Source organism: Herpetosiphonaceae bacterium (genome assembly GCA_036374795.1).
Classification (GTDB): Bacteria; Chloroflexota; Chloroflexia; order Chloroflexales; family Kallotenuaceae; genus LB3-1.
Genome location: DASUTC010000267.1, coordinates 1 through 21,861 on the forward strand (window position 1 = coordinate 1; position 21,861 = coordinate 21,861).

The 21,861-nt window shown below is 64.5% G+C and carries 21 protein-coding genes; 7 read left to right on the plus strand and 14 right to left on the minus strand.

From position 1 onward, the window contains the following. From VFZ66_20335 to uraD, 4 genes are all read right to left on the minus strand, one after another. Positions 1-330: hypothetical protein (locus tag VFZ66_20335; protein HEX6291543.1), on the minus strand; the 330-nt coding region annotated here is incomplete at its 3' end. Between the two features lie 3 nt (positions 331-333). Then, a complete protein-coding gene (gene uraH, locus VFZ66_20340) occupies positions 334-696 on the minus strand; it encodes a hydroxyisourate hydrolase (protein HEX6291544.1) in 363 nt (120 codons plus the stop codon). Between the two features lie 11 nt (positions 697-707). Beyond that, positions 708-1,637: a urate oxidase gene (pucL, locus tag VFZ66_20345; protein HEX6291545.1), complete on the minus strand. Its 930-nt coding sequence runs from the start codon at positions 1,635-1,637 to the stop codon at positions 708-710. A gap of 45 nt (positions 1,638-1,682) precedes the next feature. After that, the gene (gene uraD / locus VFZ66_20350; GenBank protein ID HEX6291546.1) at positions 1,683-2,204 is read right to left on the minus strand and encodes a 2-oxo-4-hydroxy-4-carboxy-5-ureidoimidazoline decarboxylase; all 522 of its coding nucleotides are present in this window, start codon (positions 2,202-2,204) and stop codon (positions 1,683-1,685) included. Between the two features lie 120 nt (positions 2,205-2,324). Between uraD and VFZ66_20355 the strand changes: the two genes are divergently transcribed. Together VFZ66_20355 and VFZ66_20360 are read left to right on the plus strand one after the other, a co-directional pair. Then, on the plus strand, positions 2,325-3,689 hold the full coding sequence (locus VFZ66_20355) for an 8-oxoguanine deaminase (GenBank protein HEX6291547.1): 1,365 nt from the start codon (positions 2,325-2,327) through the stop codon (positions 3,687-3,689). Positions 3,690-4,012: 323 nt separating this feature from the next. Next, positions 4,013-5,323: a M23 family metallopeptidase gene (locus VFZ66_20360; GenBank protein ID HEX6291548.1), complete on the plus strand. Its 1,311-nt coding sequence runs from the start codon at positions 4,013-4,015 to the stop codon at positions 5,321-5,323. A gap of 340 nt (positions 5,324-5,663) precedes the next feature. On the opposite strand, the gene VFZ66_20365 is transcribed toward VFZ66_20360, so the two are convergent. The 7 genes from VFZ66_20365 to VFZ66_20395 all read right to left on the minus strand — a co-directional run bounded on the left by VFZ66_20365 (position 5,664) and on the right by VFZ66_20395 (position 10,434). Then, positions 5,664-6,701: a membrane dipeptidase gene (locus VFZ66_20365; protein HEX6291549.1), complete on the minus strand. Its 1,038-nt coding sequence runs from the start codon at positions 6,699-6,701 to the stop codon at positions 5,664-5,666. Between the two features lie 3 nt (positions 6,702-6,704). Beyond that, on the minus strand, positions 6,705-7,181 hold the full coding sequence (locus tag VFZ66_20370) for a DinB family protein (protein HEX6291550.1): 477 nt from the start codon (positions 7,179-7,181) through the stop codon (positions 6,705-6,707). A 130-nt stretch (positions 7,182-7,311) separates the two neighbouring features. Continuing rightward, positions 7,312-7,707: a VOC family protein gene (locus VFZ66_20375; protein ID HEX6291551.1), complete on the minus strand. Its 396-nt coding sequence runs from the start codon at positions 7,705-7,707 to the stop codon at positions 7,312-7,314. An 87-nt stretch (positions 7,708-7,794) separates the two neighbouring features. Then, positions 7,795-8,148, minus strand: a complete 354-nt coding sequence (locus VFZ66_20380; protein HEX6291552.1) for a hypothetical protein — start codon at positions 8,146-8,148, stop codon at positions 7,795-7,797. Positions 8,149-8,316: 168 nt separating this feature from the next. Continuing rightward, complete coding sequence (locus VFZ66_20385) at positions 8,317-9,105, minus strand: ABC-2 family transporter protein (protein HEX6291553.1); 789 nt, start codon at positions 9,103-9,105, stop codon at positions 8,317-8,319. A gap of 18 nt (positions 9,106-9,123) precedes the next feature. After that, positions 9,124-9,606 carry an NUDIX domain-containing protein gene (locus VFZ66_20390; GenBank protein ID HEX6291554.1) on the minus strand — a complete coding sequence of 161 codons (483 nt, stop codon included), beginning with the start codon at positions 9,604-9,606 and terminating at the stop codon, positions 9,124-9,126. Positions 9,607-9,639: 33 nt separating this feature from the next. Continuing rightward, complete coding sequence (locus tag VFZ66_20395; GenBank protein ID HEX6291555.1) at positions 9,640-10,434, minus strand: ABC-2 family transporter protein; 795 nt, start codon at positions 10,432-10,434, stop codon at positions 9,640-9,642. A 411-nt stretch (positions 10,435-10,845) separates the two neighbouring features. Between VFZ66_20395 and VFZ66_20400 the strand changes: the two genes are divergently transcribed. From VFZ66_20400 to VFZ66_20420, 5 genes are all read left to right on the plus strand, one after another. Beyond that, complete coding sequence (locus VFZ66_20400) at positions 10,846-12,939, plus strand: AAA family ATPase (GenBank protein HEX6291556.1); 2,094 nt, start codon at positions 10,846-10,848, stop codon at positions 12,937-12,939. Between the two features lie 285 nt (positions 12,940-13,224). Then, entirely contained in the window at positions 13,225-14,721 is a 1,497-nt protein-coding gene (locus VFZ66_20405) for a DUF4331 domain-containing protein (GenBank protein HEX6291557.1), read from the plus strand. Positions 14,722-14,802: 81 nt separating this feature from the next. After that, on the plus strand, positions 14,803-16,143 hold the full coding sequence (locus VFZ66_20410) for a tetratricopeptide repeat protein (protein HEX6291558.1): 1,341 nt from the start codon (positions 14,803-14,805) through the stop codon (positions 16,141-16,143). Next, on the plus strand, positions 16,143-17,678 hold the full coding sequence (locus VFZ66_20415; GenBank protein ID HEX6291559.1) for a sulfite exporter TauE/SafE family protein: 1,536 nt from the start codon (positions 16,143-16,145) through the stop codon (positions 17,676-17,678). The genes VFZ66_20410 and VFZ66_20415 overlap by 1 nt, the downstream gene beginning before the upstream one ends. Continuing rightward, entirely contained in the window at positions 17,679-18,140 is a 462-nt protein-coding gene (locus VFZ66_20420; GenBank protein ID HEX6291560.1) for an ester cyclase, read from the plus strand. A gap of 65 nt (positions 18,141-18,205) precedes the next feature. Here the strand turns inward: VFZ66_20420 and VFZ66_20425 are convergent, their stop codons facing one another. The 3 genes from VFZ66_20425 to VFZ66_20435 all read right to left on the minus strand — a co-directional run bounded on the left by VFZ66_20425 (position 18,206) and on the right by VFZ66_20435 (position 21,829). Then, positions 18,206-19,366: a S8 family peptidase gene (locus VFZ66_20425; GenBank protein ID HEX6291561.1), complete on the minus strand. Its 1,161-nt coding sequence runs from the start codon at positions 19,364-19,366 to the stop codon at positions 18,206-18,208. A gap of 155 nt (positions 19,367-19,521) precedes the next feature. Beyond that, positions 19,522-20,586, minus strand: coding sequence for a S8 family peptidase (locus VFZ66_20430; GenBank protein ID HEX6291562.1), 1,065 nt, complete (start codon positions 20,584-20,586; stop codon positions 19,522-19,524). Between the two features lie 91 nt (positions 20,587-20,677). Then, positions 20,678-21,829: a S8 family peptidase gene (locus VFZ66_20435; GenBank protein HEX6291563.1), complete on the minus strand. Its 1,152-nt coding sequence runs from the start codon at positions 21,827-21,829 to the stop codon at positions 20,678-20,680. Positions 21,830-21,861: the final 32 nt, after the last annotated feature.

Sequence of the window (21,861 nt, forward strand, 5' to 3'; positions counted from 1 at the left end):
GCGACGGTGCAGCCGCTCGACCGCCGCCAGCGCGATCATCACGCCGAGCGGCCCGTCGTACTTCCCGGCATCGCGCACCGAGTCGAGATGCGAGCCGAGCAACAACGTCTTGGCTCCGGGCTGAGCGGCCTCGTACCGCCCGATCAGATTGCCGATATTGTCGCGCCGCGTGGTCATCCCGGCGGCCTCCATCCACGCCGCGACCGCATCGCGCGCCTGTCGTAGCGCCGACGATCCGTAGCGCCGCGTCAGCCGATCGGCCTCTTCGCTAAACGCCGCCAGCGCGTCGATGCGCGCCATGACGCGGCGGGCGCTCTCAAGCTCACTCATGGCTTAGCTCCCTCGATACGTGCTGTAAGACCAGGGCGACGCCAGCAGCGGCACGTGGTAGTGGGCCTGCGGATCGGCGATGCCAAAGCGCACCGGGACGCGATCCAGAAACGGCGGCGCGGTCGCCGTCACCGGCTGCGCGGCGAAATACTCGCCCACGGCAAAGACCAGCTCATAGACGCCGACCGCCAGCTCATCGCCCGTTAGCAGCGGCCCGTCCGTGCGTCCATCGGCGTTGGTGCGGACGGTCTTCAGCAGCGTCCGCTCGGCGCTGTCTGGATCAAGCCGCCACAGCTCGATCGCCAGATGTGCCGCCGGACGGCCCTGGGCGGTGTCGAGGACATGCGTGGTAAGACGACCTGCCATAGTCTCCCCCGCTACGCATCGCGCGTCAGCTTCAGCCGGATCGAGCCGTAGGGCGGTCGCGGATCGGTGTAGACCTTGAGCCTGGGATCGTCCTCAGCGACGAACGCGGTATCCCACAGCCGGTTCTGCGCCGCGAACGAAACCTCCGCCATCTGCGGGAAGCGCTCCAGCAGCCGCACGCCGATCTCATGTACGAGATGCTGGATCGACATGCTGACGAACTGGTGAAAGACCGCCTGCACGACATCGCGGACCTGCTCGGCGGCAATGTAGCCCGCGTGGTCGGCGGCGAGCATCTGCGCGGCGTCGGCGTACTTCCAGAACACGTCGAGATAGATAAACAGCGGTCGGTCGGTCACTTCCGGCAGCGTCGTGTACGAGTCGCGGGCGAAGCTGGCAAACGCGCTGCCGGTCAGCTTGATCAACTGCATGCCCACGCGACCGCACTCGTGGCTGGTGACAACGATCTCATCGCCCCGGCGCTCCAGATCGATCGCCGCGACCGCCGCGTCGTCGTGGGAGCGGCTGAAGAGCACGCCGCTGTCGGCGAAGCCCTGGGCGTCGTCGGCGGGCACGCGCGCCGCGACAAAGGGCTGCTCCCGGCCAGACACCCGCAGCGATTGCATCACGGGATAGGTCGTCAGGAATTGCCGCCCCAGAAACTCAAGCCAGCCCTCAAGCGTCGCGCCGTCGAACGCTAGCGCCTGCCTCAGCACAAAGTTCTTCATCGTATCGGTCGCGACCACGTTGGAGTTATCGCCCTGGGTGTAGGCTGGGAGGAAATTATCGCCAAAGACTTCGACCTCGACGTTCACCGCGAAGAGCGTGTTGGGCCTGCCCGCGTACGGCGATTCGGGAATCACGGCCAGCCCGGTCAGAGGCCGGGCGTAGGTGCGGTAGAGGCGTATATCCGCCTTGCCATAGCTAATCTGAGTACCCACAGTCTGCTCCTTTGCGACGATGAAAGCCTGTGCGTTTTGCCCGGTTCAGTCGGCGACGGCATCGCGCAGCCGCAGATAAGCGATCCTGGCGATCTCGCGCAGCGCCGCCTCGATCTCCTGCTCGCGGGTATGCTGAAGCCGCTCGTCGAAGCCTGCCAGGATGCTCGCTTTCTTGTTCTCGCGGGCACAGATCACGAATGGAAAGCCGAACCGCTCGCGGTAGGTCTGATTCAGCCGGTTGAACGTGGCGATCTCGTCTGGCGTCAGCCGGTCCAGCCCCGCCGCCGCCTGCTCGCCGGTCGACTCGGGCGTGAGCGTGCCTGCCAGCGCCGCCCTGCCGACCAGATCGGGATGCGAGCGGATCAGCGCGATCTTTTGCTCCGTCGGCGCGCTTTCCATCACCTGGCAGAGCGCCTGATGCATGTGCGCGAGATCGCGGAATGGACGAGCGTGCCAGGCTTCGGCGACGATCCAGGGCGGCCCCTCAAAGACAAAATCGAGCGCTGCGACAAACGGCTCGTGATCGAGCGCGTTGAGCTCCGGCACTGTGAGCCGCGTTCCGGGCATAGCTACTCCTGATGGCGCGGGCGATCAACCGCTGAGCGTGGCCGATTGACGCTGTCAGGCCGCGCGAGTATAGTTGCGCCGATCAGTTTAGCATACCTGGCAACCAGGGGAGCATCCCACATGGCCTCACTTCTGCTTAAGCATGCCGCCCTGCTCGTGACGCTGGACGCCGCCGATACGCGCTGGGCCGACGGCGGCATCTATGTCGTCGACAACGTGATCCGGCAGGTCGGTCCCACCGATCAGTTGCCGCAGCAGGCCGATCGGATCATCGACGCGCGCAGCATGATCGTGCTGCCGGGCCTGGTCAACACGCACCATCATTTTTACCAGACGCTCACGCGCAACGTTCCGGCGGCGCAAAATGCCAATCTCTTCAACTGGCTGCGCACGCTCTATCCGATCTGGGCGGGCATGACGCCTGAGGCAATCGCCGTCAGCACCAAGATCGCTATCGCCGAGCTGATGCTGTCGGGCTGTACCACGGCCAGCGATCACACCTATATCTGGCCCAACGGCGCGCGCATCGACGACCAGATTCAGGCGGCGACGGAGATGGGCTTTCGCTTTCATGCCGCGCGCGGCTCGATGTCGGTCGGAGAGGCGCAGGGTGGCCTGCCGCCCGACCGCGTGGTGGAGGATGAGGCCGCCATTCTGCACGACTCGCGCCGGGTGATCGAGACGTATCACGATCCTGAGCGCTACGCGATGCTGCGGATCGTGCTCGCGCCGTGCTCGCCGTTCTCGGTTTCGCCCAACCTGATGCGCGAGAGCATCGCGCTGGCCCGCGCCTACAGCGTCCACTCGCACACGCATCTGGCCGAGACGCTGGACGAGGCCGACTACTGCGCGGCTGCGTTTGGTCGCACGCCCGTGGAGCTGGCCGAAGACCTGGGCTGGATCGGATCGGACGTGTGGCACGCCCATATGGTCCACCCCGCTGCCGACGAGATCGCGCGGCTGGGAAGCAGCCGCACCGGCGTTGCGCACTGCCCAAGCTCGAATATGCGGCTGGCCTCAGGCATCGCGCCGATCCGCCCGCTGCAACAGGCGGGCGCGCGCGTCGGGCTGGGCGTGGACGGCTCGGCCTCCAACGATAGCTCGCATCTGCTGGCCGAGGCGCGGCAGGCGCTCCTGCTTCAGCGCGTCACCGGCGATCCTGCGGCGCTCAGCGCGCTCGACGCCCTGCGCCTGGCGACGGTCGGCGGCGCTGCCGTGCTCGGACGCGACGACCTCGGCGTGCTCGCGCCGGGCATGGCGGCAGACTTCATCGGCTACCGGCTGGATACGCTGGCATTCGCTGGCGGCGCGGTCCACGATCCGCTGGCGGCGCTCGTCTTCTGCCAGCCGCCGACGGTCGATCTCAGCGTGATCAATGGGCGGGTGCGCGTTCAGGAGGGTCGTCTGCTCGATCTGGATCTGCCGGTGCTGATCGAGCGCCACAACGCTATCGCGCGCGCGCTGGTACGCGGCGAGCAGCAATAGTGCGGAACAGTCGAGGGTCAGGAGTCGCGGAGCCGGGAACAAGGGAACACGGGCAGAAGCGAAAACAAGAGAACAAGGGAACAAGGGAACAAGGAAATTAAGCCTTTGTTCCTTTGTTTCTTTGTTCTTTTGTTCAGGCCCTTTCGCTTTAACCCTTTTTGACATCATCACCCCGATCGGCTAGACTGAGCCATATTGGAAAAGCAGCTTGCCTCGACGACTCAGCCCTTCGAGCCGTGTACCCCTCCGGGCCTGCCTTGCGATCCTCTGCCGCGCTGCCCCATCCCCCCGCCTGGGGCTACCCGCCGAAAGGAGAGTCCGCCATGCTTCGTCGCGCTTCTGGTTTCGCCCGTCTTCCTGCCTCCCGCCGCCTGCCGCGCTCCCGGCTGCTCGTTCTGCTCGTCGCCCTCCTCAGCGGCCTTGCGCTGGCCCCCGCCGTAACCTCCGCCGCCCTCAGCCCGGACCGGCAGCAGCTCAGCGATCCCGTGCTCGGACTCACGCTGAGCTACCCGGCGAGCTGGTCCGTCGTCCACGATCCCTACCTCTTCCCGACCTACGGCTTCATCCTGCGCTCAGCGCCCGCCGATGCCGCCAATGGGCATGGCCGCTCGCCGGTCGCGCGCGTCGCCATGCACGAGCAGACCATGCCCGATCAGCTCGACGCCGTGGTGCAGGCCAAGCAGGCCGAGTATCCCGATGTGCCGATGCAGCGCTGGACCGTGCCGCTGGGCGCGGGTCTGACCGGCGTGGCGCTTGGGCCGGTGCCGGGCGGCCAGGTGTCGATCAACGTCTATGTCGCGGCCAACGGGCGGGTCTATCAGATCAACTATTACGGCGAGAAGCTGGACGCGCAGGCGCACGCGCTGCTGGCAAGCCTCCGCTTCAGCCGCCCGACGCGCTCGGTCGCCTCGCTCAATCTGGCGGACGCTAGCTCGGACGAGGCGCTCTACGGCGGGCCGCGCCCGGCACAGCCGGAGGCCGATCCGAAACGCGAGGCGGCAGCGGCGGCAGAGGGCGATCCGTGGATCACGGAGGGCGAGTACCAGCTCTCGAACGGGTGCTGGGCACAGCCGACGACCTTCTTTATTCAGACGACACACAGTTGGGACGCCAACTCGCACGAGAATCCAGGCTGGAGCAAGATGGGCACGCCGAACTTCTGGGGCGACAACACCCATGGGAACTGGGGCCTCGGCAAATGCACCCATGACTACTACACCAACGACTACTACGCGATCGACTACTACCTGAACAGGGGCGATCGGCTATACAACCCGTTCAAAGAAGGCTACGTCACCTACGCGGGCTGGGACCCCGACAACTGGTGGAACTACGGCAGGATGGTCGTGATCAAAACGCCGAGCGGCAAGTTTTGGAGCCTGTCGGCGCACATGAGCGCGATCAACGTCTCGAAAGGGCAGTACGTCACCGACGCCACGCTGATCGGGTGGGCCGGATCGTCGGGCTATGCCGATCCGTATCCGCACGTGCATCAGGTCTTCTACCGCTACGCTCAGACCTCCGCCGGGCGCCCCTACGGCGGCCAGGGCGTGAAACAGACCGCGCTGACCTATCTCGGCAACGGCGGCGGCGTGTACACCAACTTCTTCCAGGGCAAGTGGACTAGCTGGTAGCAGCCGGGCGCTTGCGATAGCACACGTAACGGCACCAAGCGATCAGGCTCGGTGCCGTGTTGCTTAACACGTCTGTTATGGCGGTGGGAGGATGCTTAAAAGAGTGATAGGCATCCTCGTAGGGGAGAGTTCGAGAATGCCTATCTGTTCGGAGCAGCTCTTTACACTTAACCAGGCTAGGCAGCACACATTCTTAACCTGATAGATGGTGTATCGAACCAGTACTGCTATTAAACCAGAGTCGATTGCGTAGCGGAAGGCTCAAGCGATACAATCAACCGATACACCGACGATACAGATCAGCGGATGAGCGTCGCCGCGCAAGCCTGCTTGTGCTTCCTCAGGGCAAGGCAGCGCGCAGCCAGCGCAGCCAGTTGCCATACAGCACGCCATCCACATCCTCCTGGCTCCAGCCCGCCGCCAGCAGCGCCTCGCCGATCTTCGGCAGATCGGCGATCGACGCCATGCCCGCCGGTAGCCACTCGACACCAAGACCGCCATCGAAGTCGGAGCCGATCCCGACGTGGCCGGTATCGCCAGCGATGGCGCAGATATGCTCGATGTGGCGCACGACCATCTCCAGCGATACGTTTTTGCCGTCGTCGATCTTCCAGCCGGGAACCAGGAAGATGCTCGCGGGCACGATGCCGATCACGCCGTCGCGCTCCACGATCGCCCGGATCATGTCGTCGCTCAACTGCCGATCGGTGGGCACCAGCGCGCGACAGTTGGCGTGCGATGCGAGCAGCGGCCCCTGGTAGAGCCGGAGCGCCTCCCAGAAGCTCTCCTCGCTCAGATGGCTGGTATCCAGCGCTATGCCGTAGCGCTCAAGGCCGCTCATCAGCTCGCGGCCTGCGGGCGTCAGCGGGCCGGGCGCGCCAGTGCCGCCGCTATAGCGCGTGGCGCTCCACGCAGGCCCGACGATCCGCAGCCCCGCCGCGTGCCAGTCTTCCAGCTCAGCCAGATCGCGGATCGGATCGGCACCCTCCATCAGCGGCACCAGGCCCGGCAGCGGCGTCGTGCCATTCAGCGCCGCGTCCAGCTCGGCCCGCCCGCCGATCAGCGCGATCTGCCCCTGCGCGGCGAGATCGTGGTAGTAGCGCAGTTGTGCCCAGCCCTGCTCGTTGGCCTCGTCGGGCGTGTGATACACCGGCCCGATCAAGTTAAAGAACGTATGCGGCGCTTGCACAAAGATCGTGCCGAAGACGATGCGCACATCGACCGCGCGCAGCGTCGGCAGTGATACCGTGGGCGTTTCCCGCAGTGATGTTGCCCGCTGCCCATACGCCGAGGCCCGCAGTTGGTCGAGCGGCAGCCGGAGATCGCCGCCGAGCGCCTGCGCATTGAACGCCAGGTCAAGATGCGCGTCGATCAGCATAGGCTACTCCTCAACTGGCATGGCCGTGCCGCGCACGAGCTCTTCCCGATGCGAGCGGGTGTGGAGAATCAGCACGCGCAGAACATCGCCCGCATTCTGCGCGCTCGGCACCCACGGGAGCCTGATTGGCTGGGTGCCCAGATCGTTGGTGCTCGCCTCCAGAAACGCCGCTACGTCGTCACGGATATGCTGCCAGTACGCCAGCACCTCCGCCCACGGACGGTCGCGATTGCGCTGGAGCCGCTGCGCGTTGATGTCGTGAATATCCACCGGCCCATCAGGCGGCGGCGGCGCGTCGGGCTTGAGAAAATGCACAAATGAATACGCCGAACTGGCGATGTGTCCCAGCAGATCATGAGCGGTCCAGCCATCTTCGCGCACGGGCTGGCGCGCCGCCTCCGCGCTCATCGCCCGGACGACCGCATCGATCGCGGCTGACTCGTTCCGCCAACTGGTGCGTACTCGCTCGATGTCAAACATGAGGATGCTCCTTGCGCCGTCAGGCCGGGGGTGAGGGCCTGACCAAGAACGAAACAAAGAACAAAGAACAAGAAACCTTGAACTTTGAACCTGGAACTCGAAGCTCGAAACTCGAAACTTTGAACGTACCCTATCGCTCATCACGCGCCCAGGCTCCCGGCGCGATCGTCTGCGCTGGCTGCGAGCGAATGCCAATCGGCAAGCCGTCGGGATCGACGATATAGAACATGCGCCCGCCATCGCTGGTCGTCGTCAGCTCCGAGGCGATCGTCACGCCCTGGGCTTGCAGCGCGGCATAGGCCGTATCCGCATCGTCCACGACCATCACCAGGCCCGTGCGCCGATCGAGATCCGGCTCGGAGTCGCGCCGGTCTTGAAGCAGCTCGACCTGCGCCGCGCCCGCGCTCAGGATCGCGCCGCCGACCACGCGCTCGACGATCGGCAGCCCCAGCACCTCGCTATAAAAGTGGAACGAATGCGCCAGATCCGTAACATACACAAAGAACCGCGCAGAGTGGATCTGCATAGCTTAAAACCTTTCATGTAGCACGCCTGCTGATACGCATCATGTACCGAATCGGTCGACGCTGACCAGGCTGGGGAGCGGCCAAAATTATACGGCAAATTCGACCAGCTCGCGATTAAAGGCGGGACGGCAGATCGCCCAGGCGGTACAGCCGCCGGGACCGCCGCGCTCGGCATACAGCGTCAGCGGCGGCAGCTCCAGCACATCGTCGGGGCCGAGCCGCACCGTGCCGTCGGGCAGATCCACCTCGCAGCTACCCGCGACCACGATCAGCACCTCGTGAAATCGGTTACGGCGCAGCGGCTGACCGCCGCCCGGCGGCATCACGATCCGCGCCACACTCATCGACTCGTCTCCGGTCGAGACGCGGCCCAACAGCTCAGAGATCCGCGAGCCATCGGGGGTGATCAGATCCCGCTGCGGATCGCGACGATACAGCATACCTTGTTCCTTCTTCATCCCGAATCAAAGAATGTATTCACGAAAGCGTGCCTGCGATTCTGCCTAAGCAACTATTGGGGCATACTTCGCGGCCCGCGGTTCTCTTGCTCGCTTGTTCGCTTGATCCCCTGATCGCTTGTTCTCTACCCCGCCCGCCCTGTCGTCGCCCTAGCTGCTGGCGCTGGTATAAAAGCGCAGCGCGAAGCGCCAGAACCAGACGCTCAGGCCGAACAGGCCGAGCGCCAGCGGACCGGCCAGCCAGACGTAGCGCCAGTCGAGCTTGTCGATCAGCACCGCCGCCGGAAACGTCGTCATAAAGGCGATCGGCACGATAAACGTAAGCACAAAGCGCACAGCGCCCCGGAAGACGTTGACCGGAAAGCGGCCTGCCTCGAAAAACGAGTAGATCAGCTCCGAGATGTTATCGACGCGCACGAACCAGAACGCCGAGGTGATCAGCGCGATCCACACCGAGTAGAGCATCACCGCGCCCAGCACGAACATGATCACAAACATCGCCAGCGCGCCGATGCCGGGCCGCACTCCCAGTTGCAGCAGGGCATAGCCTACGACCCCAAAGCCGACCAGCATGTCGAGCAGCTTCCAGAACACGATCTGGCGCGTCGACACAAAGAACTGGCTATCCAGCGGCTTGAGCAGCACGAAATCGAGTGTGCCTTTGCGAACATGCTCGATGATCGCCTGGATGTTGGGCCGCAGCAGCGCCTCGATCAGCCCGGAGAAGACCTGGAACATGCCCACCACCAGCAGCGCCTCGTGGTAGCTCCAGCCCGCCAGCGTCGGACGATGCTGGTAGAAGACCGCCAGGCCAAACCAGACCCAGGCCGTCCAGCCGATGCTGAACAGGCCGTGGACCACGAAGTTGGCGCGGTACTCAAGCTCGGTCAGCAGGCTGGCCTTGTAGAAGATTTTAAGCAATCGCAGGTAGCGTAGCATCGATGCTCCGGTCGCAGCCTACTCGATCAGATCGTACGAGACGAGATAGCGCGTCGGGCCATCCCAGCCTGCCGCCGCACGACTCGGCAGCTCCTCGCGTAGCCACTGCGGCAGCAGCCGCCCCAGGCCACCCTGGATCGGCAGCCAGCGCGCCTGGATCTTGGCCTCGCGACTCGCCACCTCTGCCGCAGGATCGACCAGCCGCGCCGCGAAGTACAGCACGACCTCGTGCTGGCGTCGTCCGCGCCGCATGAAAAATCCCTCCGCCACGTACAGCAGTTGGCCGACCTCGACCGCAGCGCCGAACTCCTCGGCAAGCTCGCGCTTCACACATTCAACCGCTGTCTCGTCGGGCTCCAGCTTCCCGCCGGGCAACGCCTGGTACGGCTGGCCCTGCCGATCCAGCGCCTCGTGGGTCAGCACGCAGCCGTCGCGCACTACAATCGCCGCGACGCGGTTGAAGAGCCTGGTCGTCGATCCGCCGCTCTCTTGCTTACTCACACATCGCATCCTTCATCGGTAGAACAACGGCGCTTACGCGCCGACCGCGCTGTACTTCTTGATGCCGCGCCGCCAGAGCAGCCGCGTGAGCGCATACATCGCCAGAATCCACAGCGCTTGCAGGCCCAGGCTGCGCCATAGCTCGACGCCGTGCAGCCGTCCCATCAGAATTTCGAGCGGCACCGCCAGCTGATAGCGGAACGGCAGCCAGTAGGCCGCCTGTCCCACCGCCGCAGGCAGCAGGTCCAGCGGGATCAGATAGCCTGAGAGGATCGTCCACAGCCCAAACCACAGATCGAAGACCGCGACCGCCTGGGTGATCCAGAAGGCCAGCAGCCCGTTGATGTACTGGATCAGAAAGCTCAGCAGCCACGCGCCGAACATCGCCGCGAGGAACGCCAGCAGCGTCGACGGATGGAGATCGTAGCGCACGCCTGTCAGCAGCGCGGCGGTGCCCAGCGTCGGCAGCAGCAGCACCAGGCGCAGGCCTTTGCTGCCCAGACCCCGCGCCGCCCAGTGGTGGATCGGGTCGAGGGGCCGCAGCAGCATTGTCGAGAACTCGCCCTGGCGAATCTGGTAGTCCATGTCCCACACGATCCACACGCCGGTTAACTGTCGCACGAAGATCGCCGCCAGATAGTAGGCGATAAAATCGGTCGGCGTGAACGATCCGACCGGCCCGCCCTCGCCCAGCGACAGCCACGCCGCAAGCATGATCAGCGGCAGCACGCCCGTCAGCAGCCAGATAATCATCTGCGCGCGATACACGATGACCAGATTCATCTCGCGCCGCAGCAGCACCCGGTAGATCCGCCAGTATCGCCTCATACCATCTGCCCGCCCTCGTTAATCGCCACGGGGATTATAGAGCAGCGCGGTCGGCGTCGCAAACGGCGGGGCGCGTGAGCGTGCCCGCCTCAGACTCCGCTCAACCCTTGTTCTTGGTTCAGGCCCTCACCCCCCGGCCCCCTCTCCCATTGCCATAGGAGCGGGGGAGGAAATGGTGGGGGTGTCCCCCACACCCCCGGCCTGCGCTGCGCTCGGCGCTTTGTTCTCCTCGTCCTTGACGCCGGGTGTACACTACAAGCAGTGACACTCCCCGGAGCAATCAGATCCTCACGACGTGGAGCGCCGCTCCGCCGGGCATCCTGCGACATATCTTGCGCCTCCGGCCTGCATCAGCCCGGGCGCCATGCGCTACCCAGCCTGTTTAACGATAGCACTCAGGAGGAAGAGCCTATGGGCGGGCGTTTGGCAGATCGTCTGAGTGCAGCCCGGCACGATCGGTTTGTAGGCCGCGCCGCTGAGCTGGCCCTGTTTCGCGACGTGCTGACCGCCGACAGCTTGCCGTTTTGTATTCTGCATGTGTACGGTCCCGGCGGCGTGGGCAAGACGACGCTCCTCCAACAGTTCGATCGCCTGTGTCGGCAGGCCGGTATTCTCGTGATCTCGATCGACGGACGCAACGTAGATCCATCGCCGGATGCGTTTCTGCACGCGCTACGTCTCGCGCTGCGTCTCGATCAGCCCGAGTCGCCGCTTCAGGTGCTGGCAGCCCAGCCGGAGCGCCAGGTGATCATGATCGATACCTACGAGAAGCTGGCTCCGCTCGACGCCTGGCTACGCGATCACGTTCTGCCCAATCTGCCGGAGCAGGCGCTGATCGTGATCGCTGACCGTAACCCGCCGTCGATGGACTGGCGCGCCGATCCCGGCTGGCAGGCGCTGATCCGGGTATTGCCGCTGCGGAACCTCAGCCCCGACGAGAGCCAGCGCTACCTGATGCGGCGGGCCGTCCCGACGGATCAGCACGACGCGGTCTTGAGCTTTACACACGGCCATCCGCTGGCGCTCTCGCTCGTCGCGGATGTCTTCGCCCAGCGCCACGATATTCGCTTTCAGCCGGAGGCAGCGCCCGATGTGATCAACACGCTGCTGGAGCATTTCGTCCAGAAAGTGCCGGGGCCTGCTCACCGCACGGCGCTGGAAGCCTGCGCGCTCGTGCATCTGATGACCGAGACGCTGCTCTCCGAGATGCTGGGCATGCCCGATGCTCATGAGCTGTTCGATTGGCTACGCGGCTTGTCGTTTATCGAGGCTGGACGACGGGGGATCTTCCCTCACGATCTGGCCCGCGAGGCGCTGACCGCCGACCTGCGCTGGCGTAATCCCGACTGGTATGCCGAGCTGCATCGTCGCGCACGCGCCTACTACGCCCACAGCTTCCAGCAGGCGGGAGCGCATGAGCAGCAGCGACTCTTGTTCGATTATGTCTTCTTACACCGCGAAAATCCGGTGCTGCGTCCGTTCTTCGAGTGGCGCGAAAACAGCAGCCTGTTCGCGACAACCGCCGATGCGCGGGAGTGGCCCGCGCTGATCGAGATGGTCGCCCGGCATGAAGGCTCCGACTCGGCGCGACTGGCCGAGTTCTGGTTTGAGCGCCAGCCCGAAAACCTGATCGTGATCCGCAACGCCGAGCAGCAGCCGGTAGGCTTCACGCTGCGATTGGCGCTCCACCAGACCACGCCCGACGAGCGCGAGGTCGATCCGGCGACGCGCTCGATCTGGAACTATATCCAGATGCGCGCGCCGCTGCGCCCCGGCGAGGCCGCGACTCTCTTCCGATTCTGGATGGACCGCGACAGCTACCAGTCGGTTTCGCCGATCCAGAGCTTGCTCGGCGTGCTGAGCGCCCAGCACTACCTGACGACGCGGAGCCTGGCCCTGACGTTCACCCCGTGTGCCGATCCTGATTTCTGGGAGCCCGTGCTAAGCTACATTGACCTGACACGGCTGCACGAGGCCGATTTTGTCGTCGATGGACGCTGCTACGGCGTGTACGGTCACGACTGGCGGATCGTGCCGCCGCTGGCCTGGCTTGCGGTGCTGGCTGAGCGTGAGCTTGCGACCACGCCGCAACTGCCACGACCGCAGAGCGCGCCCACGCTGATCGTGCTGAGCGAGTCCGCGTTTACCGCAGCGGCTCGTCAGGCGCTGCACCACGTCAGTCAACCGGAGCTGTTGAGCGATAATCCGCTGCTCAAATCGCGGCTGGTCGTCGAGGCGGCGGGCGCTCAGGCCGATCTTCCGGCTCGTGTCGCCGCGCTGCAAGCGCTGATCAAAGACGCCGCCGAGTTGCTTCAGGCTACGCCGCGCGACGCTAAGTGCTATCGCGCGATCTACCATACGTACCTGCGCCCCGCCGCTACCCAGGAGCAGGCCGCCGAGCTGCTGGATCTGCCGTTCAGCACCTTTCGCCGTCACCTCAAGACCGGCGTCGCTCGCGTGATCGAGATACTCTGGCAGCGCGAGCTGAACGCCGCCCCAAGCTGAGCAAAAAATGAGCATCTTTTGACCTGGAAGCCGAGCAGTTGCCTGCTGCACACTACGACTGTCATTGCGACAGTCGTTTGTGTTTCATGCCACCCCGCCGATCGCGCGTTTCAGATCATCGTAGTCAGGCATACCCGCCCGCTGCCGCCCCGCCGATCGCGTCCGTCAGCTCGGAATCGTCGTGCTGCCCACCATGGCAGCCGCTGCTCGGCCAGGAGGTGATCACGAACTTATCCATCAGCTCGTCACTGGCGGTAAACCACGTTCAGCAAAAGGGTATGCCTTATGCGTAAGCTCGTTAGTATCGTATGTGTGGTGGTAGCGCTGGTTATCGGCGCTACGGGAGCGCTGACCGAGCGCGTGGGCGCATCCAGCCACCGCGAAGCGCCCTTGATCAGCAACGATCCGCAGGCTGACAACACCGATGTGTATGCGTTTGTCAGCCCCGACCGGCCCGACACCGCAACCTTGATCGCCAACTACGTCCCGCTGCAAGAGCCTGCGGGCGGGCCGAACTTCAATAGCTTCGGCGACGACGTGTTGTATGAGATCAAGATCAGCAACGACATGGATGCGCGGCGCGAAATCTCCTTCCAGTTCCTCTTCCGCACCGAAACCCGCAACAAGAACACGTTTTTGTACAACACCGGCCCGATCAGCGCGCTGGACGATCCGGACTGGAATATTCGCCAGTTCTATCTTGTCCGGCGCATCGATTACCACAACGGCGACATCAGCAGCACCCGCATCCTGGCATCAAACCTGCCGGTGCCGCCGGTCAACGTCGGCCCGCGCTCCACGCCCAACTATCCGGCGCTGGCTGCCGCCGCTGTGCGCGACCTGCCGGGCGGCTACAAGGTCTTTGCCGGGCAGCGCGACGATCCGTTCTTTGTGGATCTTGGCTCGATCTTCGATCTGGCTGGCCTCCGTCCGTTCAATCCGGCGCATATCATTCCGCTTCCTGCGAGCGACGGCGTTGACGGTGTCGGCGGCTACAACGTCCACACGATCGCGATCCAGGTGCCGATCACGGAGCTTACCCGCGACGGCAAGGTACCGACCGGCCCCAACGATCCGCGCGCGGTGATCGGCGTTCACGCCACCGCCAAGCGGCAGAGCACCCGCGTCCTGCGCTCCGATGGCACGGTTCGCAACAGCGGCTCGTATGTCCAGGTTTCGCGGCTTGGCAACCCGCTGATCAACGAGGTTGTGATCCCGCTCGGACGCAAGGATTATTGGAACGCCCAGCGTCCGCAGCAGGATCAGCAGTTCCTCCAGTATTACACCAGCCCGGAGGTGACAAAGCTGGAAAATCTGCTCTATCCGGCGCTGGATAACGCCGCCGAGAGCAACCGCAATGATCTGGTCGCGATCCTGCTCACCGGCGTCAAGATCCCGGCGGGCAAGATCCCAGGCGTGGAAAATCTCAACTTCACCGGCAACCAGAAGGCGGATCTGCTGCGACTCAACCTTGCCATTCCACCGAGCGACAATCCCAGCCGCCTGGGCGTTCTCGAAGGCGATCTGGCTGGCTTCCCGAATGGCCGCCGCCTGGCCGACGACGTGACCGACATCGAGCTACGAGCGCTGGCCGAGGGCTACGGCCCCGTGCTGAACGCTGTGCTGGGGCTGCCCAACCGCGCTCCGAACAACGCGCTCGGCGATGGCGTCGATGTGAATGATGTGTCATTCCTGGCGACCTTCCCCTACGTTGGCACACCACACCAGGGCTATGAACACATGCATCATGTCGCAATCGGAGCAAGTCTGAAGGCCGAGTAACGGCTGTGAGCGCGGGCTGCGCTGATTCGCTCACAATCGTCGCAGCCCGCGCGATTCATGATCTCAGGCGGAGAAACAACGATGCGTAGTTTCCATCTCGATCGTAATCTTCCGTTCGTCGCGCTGGCGCTCCTGGCGCTGGCAGCCGCTCTGGCGCTGCTCCGGCTTGCACAGCCGCTCGGACCCGCAGCGCTCCTCGGCAACGCGGCGGGACGGCAGCCGCTCAGCCGTACAGAAAGCCAGATTCAGACTTTGCAGAGCCGGATTCGCCGCGCGCCCGCCAACCCCGACAGCTACGCGCTGCTCGGTCACGCCTATCTTCAGCGCGTCCGCGAAACCGGCGATCCTGGATACTACGGCAAGGCCGAGTCGGTCTTCAACGCCGCGCTCAAGCGCGATCCCCGGCATGTCGAGGCGCTGATCGGCAAGGGAACGCTGGCGCTGGCTCGTCACGATTTTCGCGAGGCGCTCTCGCTAGGCCAGCATGCCCGGTCGCTCAATCCGGCGGTTCCGCGAATCTATGGCGTGATCGGCGACGCGCAGATCGAGCTGGGTCAGTACGAAGCGGCAGTTCAAACGATTCAGCAGATGGTCGATCTGCGGCCTGATCTCAGCTCCTACAGCCGGGTTTCGCACCTCCGCGAATTGTACGGCGATCTGCCGGGCGCGATCGAGGCCATGCGGCAGGCGGTCGATGCCGGTGGTCCGACCGCTGAAAATACCCAGTGGGTCCGCGTACAGCTTGGCAATCTGTACTTCGCCCAGGGCGATCTCACCGCCGCCCAGCGAGAGTATCAGCAGGCGCTGGCACGCTTGCCCGCCTACGTCCACGCCCAGGCCGGACTGGCCCGGATTCGCGCCATCCAGGGCCGCTATGCCGAGGCGATCGAGCTGTACAACGTGGCGACCCAGCGAATGCCGCTGCCGGAGTATCTGATCGCACTGGGCGATGTGTATGCCAAACAGGGCGATCAGCAGCAGGCGCGGCGGCAGTACGACCTGGTTCTCGCGATCGATCGGCTCTTTAGTGCGAGCGGCGTCAACACCGATCTTGAGCTGGCGCTCTTCTTCGCCGATCACACCATCGAGCTACCGACCGCGCTGGCGAAAGCTCGCGCCGCCTATGCAGCCCGGCCCAGCATTCACGCCGCCGATAGCCTGGCCTGGACGCTCTACAGCACCGGCAGCTACGCCGAGGCGCAGCACTACGCCAGCGAGTCGCTGCGCCTCGGCACGCACGATCCGCTGAAGCTTTTTCACGCCGGGATGATCGCCCACGCGCTGGGACAGAACCAGCAGGCGCGGGATTATCTGCAACGAGCCGTGGATCTCAACCCGCACTTTTCGCTGCTCTGGAGCGATCGGGCCATGACCACGCTCACAGCCTTGGGCGGCCATGTTCCCGCCGAAGGGAGATCATAATGCTGCACCAGAGATCAGCGCGTCGCCTGCGCCTGTGGCTGCTCGGCGCGATCGGCGTGTTCGCGCTTCTGAGCATGCGTCCGCAATTGGCGGCGGCACATCCGCTCGGCAACTTTACGGTGAATCTGTACAGTCGGCTGGCGGTCGGAGCCGAGCAGATCGACGTAACCTATATCGTTGATATGGCCGAGATTCCTACCTACCAGGAGTTTGGCGGAGCGCCACCCGATGCCGACGCACGGACCGCCTATCTTCAGCGGATCGTTCCGGCGCTGCGCGATGGATTGCGGCTGCTCGTCGATGGACGCGTGCTCAAACTCCAGGCTGTCGAGCAGCAGATCGACTTCCCGCTGGGCCAGGGTAGCCTCCCAACAACCCGCATCACGATCCGCCTCGTCGCCGGGCTGCCGGAACTGACAGCCGGTTCACAGCGCTCGATCGAGTACGAGGATCGCAACTACACCGATCGACTCGGCTGGCATGAGATCGTCGCGCAGCCAGCAGCCGGAGCCAGCTTCGTTCGCTCTGACGCGCCAGCCGTCGATGTCAGTAACCAGCTCCGCGCCTATCCCGAAAACATGCTCGCCAGCCCGCTCGACATTCGGGCGGCTCGGCTAGTGATCGCGCCGGGCAGTGCTGCCGCCCCTGGCGCTATGAGCGCGCAGCCGGTCATCGCGGGCCGTCCAGCCGATCGTTTCGCCGCGCTGATCACAACCGAGGAGCTGAGTCCTCTGGTGCTGCTGGTAGCGCTGATCTCCGCTCTGGGCCTGGGCGCGATCCACGCGCTTTCGCCCGGCCACGGCAAAACGATCGTCGCCGCCTACCTGATCGGATCGCGCGGCACCGCTCGTCACGCGCTCTTTCTGGGCATCACCGTCACCGCAACCCACACGATCGGCGTGTTCGCGCTGGGCCTGATCACGCTCTACGCCTCGCGCTACATTCTGCCGGAGCAGCTCTACCCCTGGCTTGGCATCCTTTCCGGCTGCCTCGTCGTGGCGCTGGGCCTGACCCTGCTGCGCCTAAGGATCGCGGCGTTCCGTAGGGGACGCATGGGCGCTGATACCTCGGATCACAGCCATCCACACGACCATCGTCACCACGCGCCCGACCATCATCACGATCATCGCCATGAGCTGACGCACTCCCACGGTGGACACACGCATACGCACGCAATCCCCGGCGCGGATGGATCGTCCATCACCTGGCGCAGCCTGCTGGCGCTCGGCGTTTCCGGCGGATTGATTCCGTGTCCATCAGCGCTGGTGGTCATGTTGAGCGCGATCTCGCTGGGCCGGATCGGCCTCGGCCTGCTGCTGATTGTCATGTTTAGCCTGGGGTTGGCGGGCGTATTGACCGGCATCGGCATGCTGTTTGTATATGGCAAGCGCTGGATCGATCGTCTGAATGGCAGCCGCCAGCAGCGGCTGAGCCTGGGACTACGCGCACTGCCGATCGCCAGCGCCGTGATCGTCACAACCGCTGGCCTTATGATCACCGCTCAGGCGATCGTTCAGACAGGAGTGCTACGCTAAATGTTGCATGTCAACTCAGAATCGGATGCGCTGATCGAGGAGGACACTATGGAGCGCGCGATCGAGGTCTTGGTCGCTGATCTGCTCGCGGCGTGGAACTCCCACGATGTCGAGCGAGTGGCGACGTTTTACGCGCCTGACTATCTGGGCGAGGATGTAGGGCAGGGGCAGCCGCAGCACGGGCCACAAGGGCGCATCCGTGTGCTGACAAGCTACATCCGGGCCTTTCCCGATCTCCATTTCACGGGCGAGGCGATCGTTCAGGACAGCCGGGCGGCGCTCTCTTGGACGATGACTGGCACCCATCACGGCACGCTGATGCGCATCCCGCCGACTGGCCGACGAATCAGGGTTCAGGGCGTGTCGCTGCTGACGATCGAGGACGGCAAAGTAACGCATGGCCTGAATGTCTGGGATACTGCTGGGCTGCTGCGGGCGCTGGGCCTGCTCCCTGAGCTGTAGCGCGGAAACGAGCAGGGCTGCCAATCCCAGCCCTGCTCACCGTTCTCGCGCGGTTGTAGAGCAGATTACAGTGGGCAGTAGAGCAGCCGGTTTGGCGTCGGCAGCAGATTATTGCGGATCGCGCCGGTCGTGGCGTTGCTGTTGAGCCACGTCGCGATCGTCGACGGCGCTGCCTCTCCGTAGGCGCTCTTGTACTTGGCGACACAGCCCAGCACATGCCCCGCCGAGACGATCGTGCTGGTGAAGCTGCTGGTGCCGCCGTTGTTCCAGGCCGAGGTGATGCTCACGCCGGGCGCGTAGATGTCGACGCACGAGCCATAGTTGGCAAACGCCGGCCTGTAGTCGTTGCGATCGGATGCCGTCGCGGTATACACGCCGCTGTGACTCGCCAGCGTGCCGGAGCATGCATCGCCGCCGCTATCGCCAGCCGGGACCGTGACGAAGATGCCGGAGGCAAGCATCCGCGTCAGCGCATCGTACACCGCAGAGCTAGAAGCGCTGGCAGCCGAAACGACAACCGCCGCCGCCGGTCTGACCGCGTTGGCACTGACCCAGTCGAGTCCCGTGATCAGCGCGGCATACGTACCCGTCACATCGCCGTAATACGAGCAGTTGAGCACGCGCACGCCGCGCAGATTGACGCTCTTCGCCACGCCGTAGGTTGTGCCGCCGACGACGCCCGCGAGATGCGTGCCCCAGCCGTTACAGTCCGTGCCGCTGCCGCCGTACGCATCAAAGGCGATGGCCGCCCGTCCGCCGAAATCGGCGTGGCTGGGAAGAATGCCCGTGCTGATGATATAGGCCGTCACGCCCGCGCCCGTCGCGGTGTAGCTATAGCTGCCGTTGAGCGGCAGCGCGCGCTGGTCGATGCGATCCAGGCCCCACTGGCCCGCGCCCACCGTCTGCGTCGCGGCAATGGTAAATTCCCGATCCTGCTCGATGTAGTCTACAGAGGGATGGCGCTGGAGCGCCGCGAGCTGGCCCGCGTTCAGCGCCGCCGCGAAGCCGTTGAGCGCCGACTCGTAGACATGCTTGGGCCGCACGCTCGCCACCGCCGCCACCGACCGGGGACTGGCCCCGTCCTTCAGCACCACGATGTACTGATCGGGGATTGGCTTACCGGATGAGGCTGGGAGCATCTTCGCGGGAGCAGCGGCCAACGAGTTCGCCGTCAGCGCGCCGATCGCCAGAAAGACGCAGGCAAAAAGACCAACAAAACCCTGCATGGTGCCTCCAAAATTGCCAGTTGCGGGCAAGCAAGCTGCATAGCGAGGGCTGCGATTCAAACGAGTCGCAGCCCCGCATAGCTCCGAAATGCCGGAGACGAAAGAACAAAGGAACAAGAGAACCAAGAACCCGAAACCTGGAACTCGAAACCAGGCTAGATCGGACAGGTAAAGATCCGAATCGTGCCGAACAGCCGCGAGTTGCTGATCACCCAGTTTGAAACCTGGGCAGGCGTTGCGCCTGGATTCATGCCAAGATACTTGGCGACGCAGCCCGAAACATAGGCCGCCGCGACGCCCGTACCGCTGATCGTATTGGTGCCGCTCGGAGGCCAGGCTGCGGTTCTGGTTCCAGGCGCGTACACTTCCACACACGATCCATAGTTCGAGTACGCAGCCTTGGTATTGCTGGTCGTCGAAGCGCCGACCGTGATCACGCCTGAGGCGCGAGCCGGCGAATAATTGCAGGCGTTGGCGTTGTTGTCGCCCGCCGCAACCACCGTGACAATCCCGCGATTGACCATGTTCGTGACGGCGGTATCCAATGACGAGTTCGCGGCACCGGCAAACGACATATTCGCCACCGCAGGCCGCACCGCGTTGCTCGCCACATAGTTCACGCCCGCGATCATCCCCGAATAGCTGCCGCTGCCGCTGCAATCGAAGACCCGCACGCCGCGCAGCTTCACATCTTTCGCCACGCCCCAGGTCGTGCCGCCGAGCACGCTGGCGGTATGCGTGCCGTGACCGTTACAGTCCTGACCCGTGCCGCCCAGCGCGTCATACACATTGATCGCGCGACCGCCGAAATCGGGATGCGTGACGTAGATGCCGGTATCGATTACATACGCCGACACGTTCGCCGCCGAGCTAATCGTGCTGTCCGTCGCCGCGAGCGGCTGGCTGCTCTGCTCGATCCGGCCCTGGCTGCTGGTCGCGATCGTCTGATCCGATTCAATCGCGACGACCTTGGGATGCTGTTGCAGCGCCGCGAGCTGGCCCGCGTTCAGCGCCGCCGCGAAGCCGTTGAGCGCCGACTCGTAGATATAGGCTGGGCTGATACCCGCCACTGCCGCCACCGACCGGGGATTGGCCCCGTCCTTCAGCACCACGATGTACTGGTTTTCGAGCACCTTCCCCTGCGCCTCAGCCTGAGCACCGATCAGCACGCTGGCCGCCAGCATCAAGCCCGCTACCAATAGTCCTGCTATCCGTTTCATGGGTCCTCCTTGCTCATTACGCGCGCAGCGCTGCGTAGCGCAAAGCTGCAACATGTGTGTTGCAGCCTTGACGTTCCCACTGACCGATCGATTAGAGCGTCGATTTGTAGACCAGGCGATTGGGCGTGCCCGGCGGATTGTTCTGGATCACCGCGACCGTCGCGTTGGTGTTCAGCCAGTTTGTCACCGTCGCCGCCGAGGCCGCCGGGTTCGTGCTCACGTACAGCGCGGCCACGCCCGTCACGTGCGATGCCGCCGCCGACGTGCCGCTCAGGGTCATCGTCGCCGTGGGGCTGGTGTACCACGTCGATGTGATGTTGATGCCGGGCGAGTAGATGTCGACGCATGAGCCAAAGTTGGAGGCCGAGTGTCGGGTGTCGGTCCTATCCGAGGCCGCAACCGCGTACGCATTGGCCGCGCGCGCGGGCGAGAAGTTGCAGGCATCGGAATTGTTGCTGCCCGCGATCACTCCGACGAAGACGCCGGAGTTCGCCAGGTTGTTGACGGCGAAGTCGACCGAGGCGTTCGCGCTGCCACCGGCGGTGATATTCGCGACCGCAGGCTTGACCGCATTGGCGCGCACCCAGTCGATCCCCGCGATCACACTCGACCACGAGCCGGAGCCGCTGCAATTGAGCACGCGCACGCCGCGCAGCTTCACACCCTTCGCCACGCCCCAGGTCGCGCTGCCGATCACGCCCGCCATAAAGGTGCCGTGGCCGTTACAGTCGATGCCGTTGCCGCCGATCGCGTCGTAGGCCACGGTCGCGCGATTGCCGAAGTCGCTGTGCAGGGTGATGCCCGTATCGATCACGTAGGCCGATACAGTCGAGGCGGTCGTGTTGTAGGTGTAGGTGCCCGACAGCGGCAGATAGCGCTGGTCGATGCGATCGAGGCCCCACTGGCCCGCACCCACCGTCTGCGTCGTGTTGATCGAGACTTCGCCATCCTGCTCGATGTAGTCCACGCTGGGATTGTGCTGCAGCGCCGCGAGCTGGCCCTGGTTCAGCGCCGCCGCGAAGCCGTTGAGCGCCGACTCGTAGACGTGCTTGGGCTGCACGCCCGCCACCGCCGCCACCGACCGGGGATTGGCTCCCTCCTTCAGCACCACGATGTACTGGTTCTCGATCCCCCGCTCTTTGGCCGGGATGATCTTCGCGGTCGCGGCCTCGGCCTGACCGCCGACCGCCATGCTGGCCGCCAGCATCATGCTCGCTACCAATAGTCCTGCTATCCGTTTCATAGTTGCTCCTTGCCGGTGATGCACATGTTCTG

Excerpts from the sequence above, each read along its gene's own strand:
- VFZ66_20435 (HEX6291563.1), bottom strand. The coding sequence starts at position 21,829 with ATGAAACGGATAGCAGGACTATTGGTAGCGAGCATGATGCTGGCGGCC.
- VFZ66_20400 (HEX6291556.1), top strand. The coding sequence starts at position 10,846 with ATGGGCGGGCGTTTGGCAGATCGTCTGAGTGCAGCCCGGCACGATCGG.
- VFZ66_20375 (HEX6291551.1), bottom strand. The coding sequence starts at position 7,707 with ATGCAGATCCACTCTGCGCGGTTCTTTGTGTATGTTACGGATCTGGCG.
- VFZ66_20415 (HEX6291559.1), top strand. The coding sequence starts at position 16,143 with ATGCTGCACCAGAGATCAGCGCGTCGCCTGCGCCTGTGGCTGCTCGGC.
- uraH (HEX6291544.1), bottom strand. The coding sequence starts at position 696 with ATGGCAGGTCGTCTTACCACGCATGTCCTCGACACCGCCCAGGGCCGT.
- uraD (HEX6291546.1), bottom strand. The coding sequence starts at position 2,204 with ATGCCCGGAACGCGGCTCACAGTGCCGGAGCTCAACGCGCTCGATCAC.
- VFZ66_20425 (HEX6291561.1), bottom strand. The coding sequence starts at position 19,366 with ATGCAGGGTTTTGTTGGTCTTTTTGCCTGCGTCTTTCTGGCGATCGGC.
- VFZ66_20370 (HEX6291550.1), bottom strand. The coding sequence starts at position 7,181 with ATGTTTGACATCGAGCGAGTACGCACCAGTTGGCGGAACGAGTCAGCC.
- VFZ66_20385 (HEX6291553.1), bottom strand. The coding sequence starts at position 9,105 with ATGCTACGCTACCTGCGATTGCTTAAAATCTTCTACAAGGCCAGCCTG.
- VFZ66_20410 (HEX6291558.1), top strand. The coding sequence starts at position 14,803 with ATGCGTAGTTTCCATCTCGATCGTAATCTTCCGTTCGTCGCGCTGGCG.
- VFZ66_20360 (HEX6291548.1), top strand. The coding sequence starts at position 4,013 with ATGCTTCGTCGCGCTTCTGGTTTCGCCCGTCTTCCTGCCTCCCGCCGC.
- VFZ66_20395 (HEX6291555.1), bottom strand. The coding sequence starts at position 10,434 with ATGAGGCGATACTGGCGGATCTACCGGGTGCTGCTGCGGCGCGAGATG.
- VFZ66_20430 (HEX6291562.1), bottom strand. The coding sequence starts at position 20,586 with ATGAAACGGATAGCAGGACTATTGGTAGCGGGCTTGATGCTGGCGGCC.
- VFZ66_20380 (HEX6291552.1), bottom strand. The coding sequence starts at position 8,148 with ATGCTGTATCGTCGCGATCCGCAGCGGGATCTGATCACCCCCGATGGC.
- VFZ66_20405 (HEX6291557.1), top strand. The coding sequence starts at position 13,225 with ATGCGTAAGCTCGTTAGTATCGTATGTGTGGTGGTAGCGCTGGTTATC.
- VFZ66_20420 (HEX6291560.1), top strand. The coding sequence starts at position 17,679 with ATGTTGCATGTCAACTCAGAATCGGATGCGCTGATCGAGGAGGACACT.
- VFZ66_20365 (HEX6291549.1), bottom strand. The coding sequence starts at position 6,701 with ATGCTGATCGACGCGCATCTTGACCTGGCGTTCAATGCGCAGGCGCTC.
- VFZ66_20355 (HEX6291547.1), top strand. The coding sequence starts at position 2,325 with ATGGCCTCACTTCTGCTTAAGCATGCCGCCCTGCTCGTGACGCTGGAC.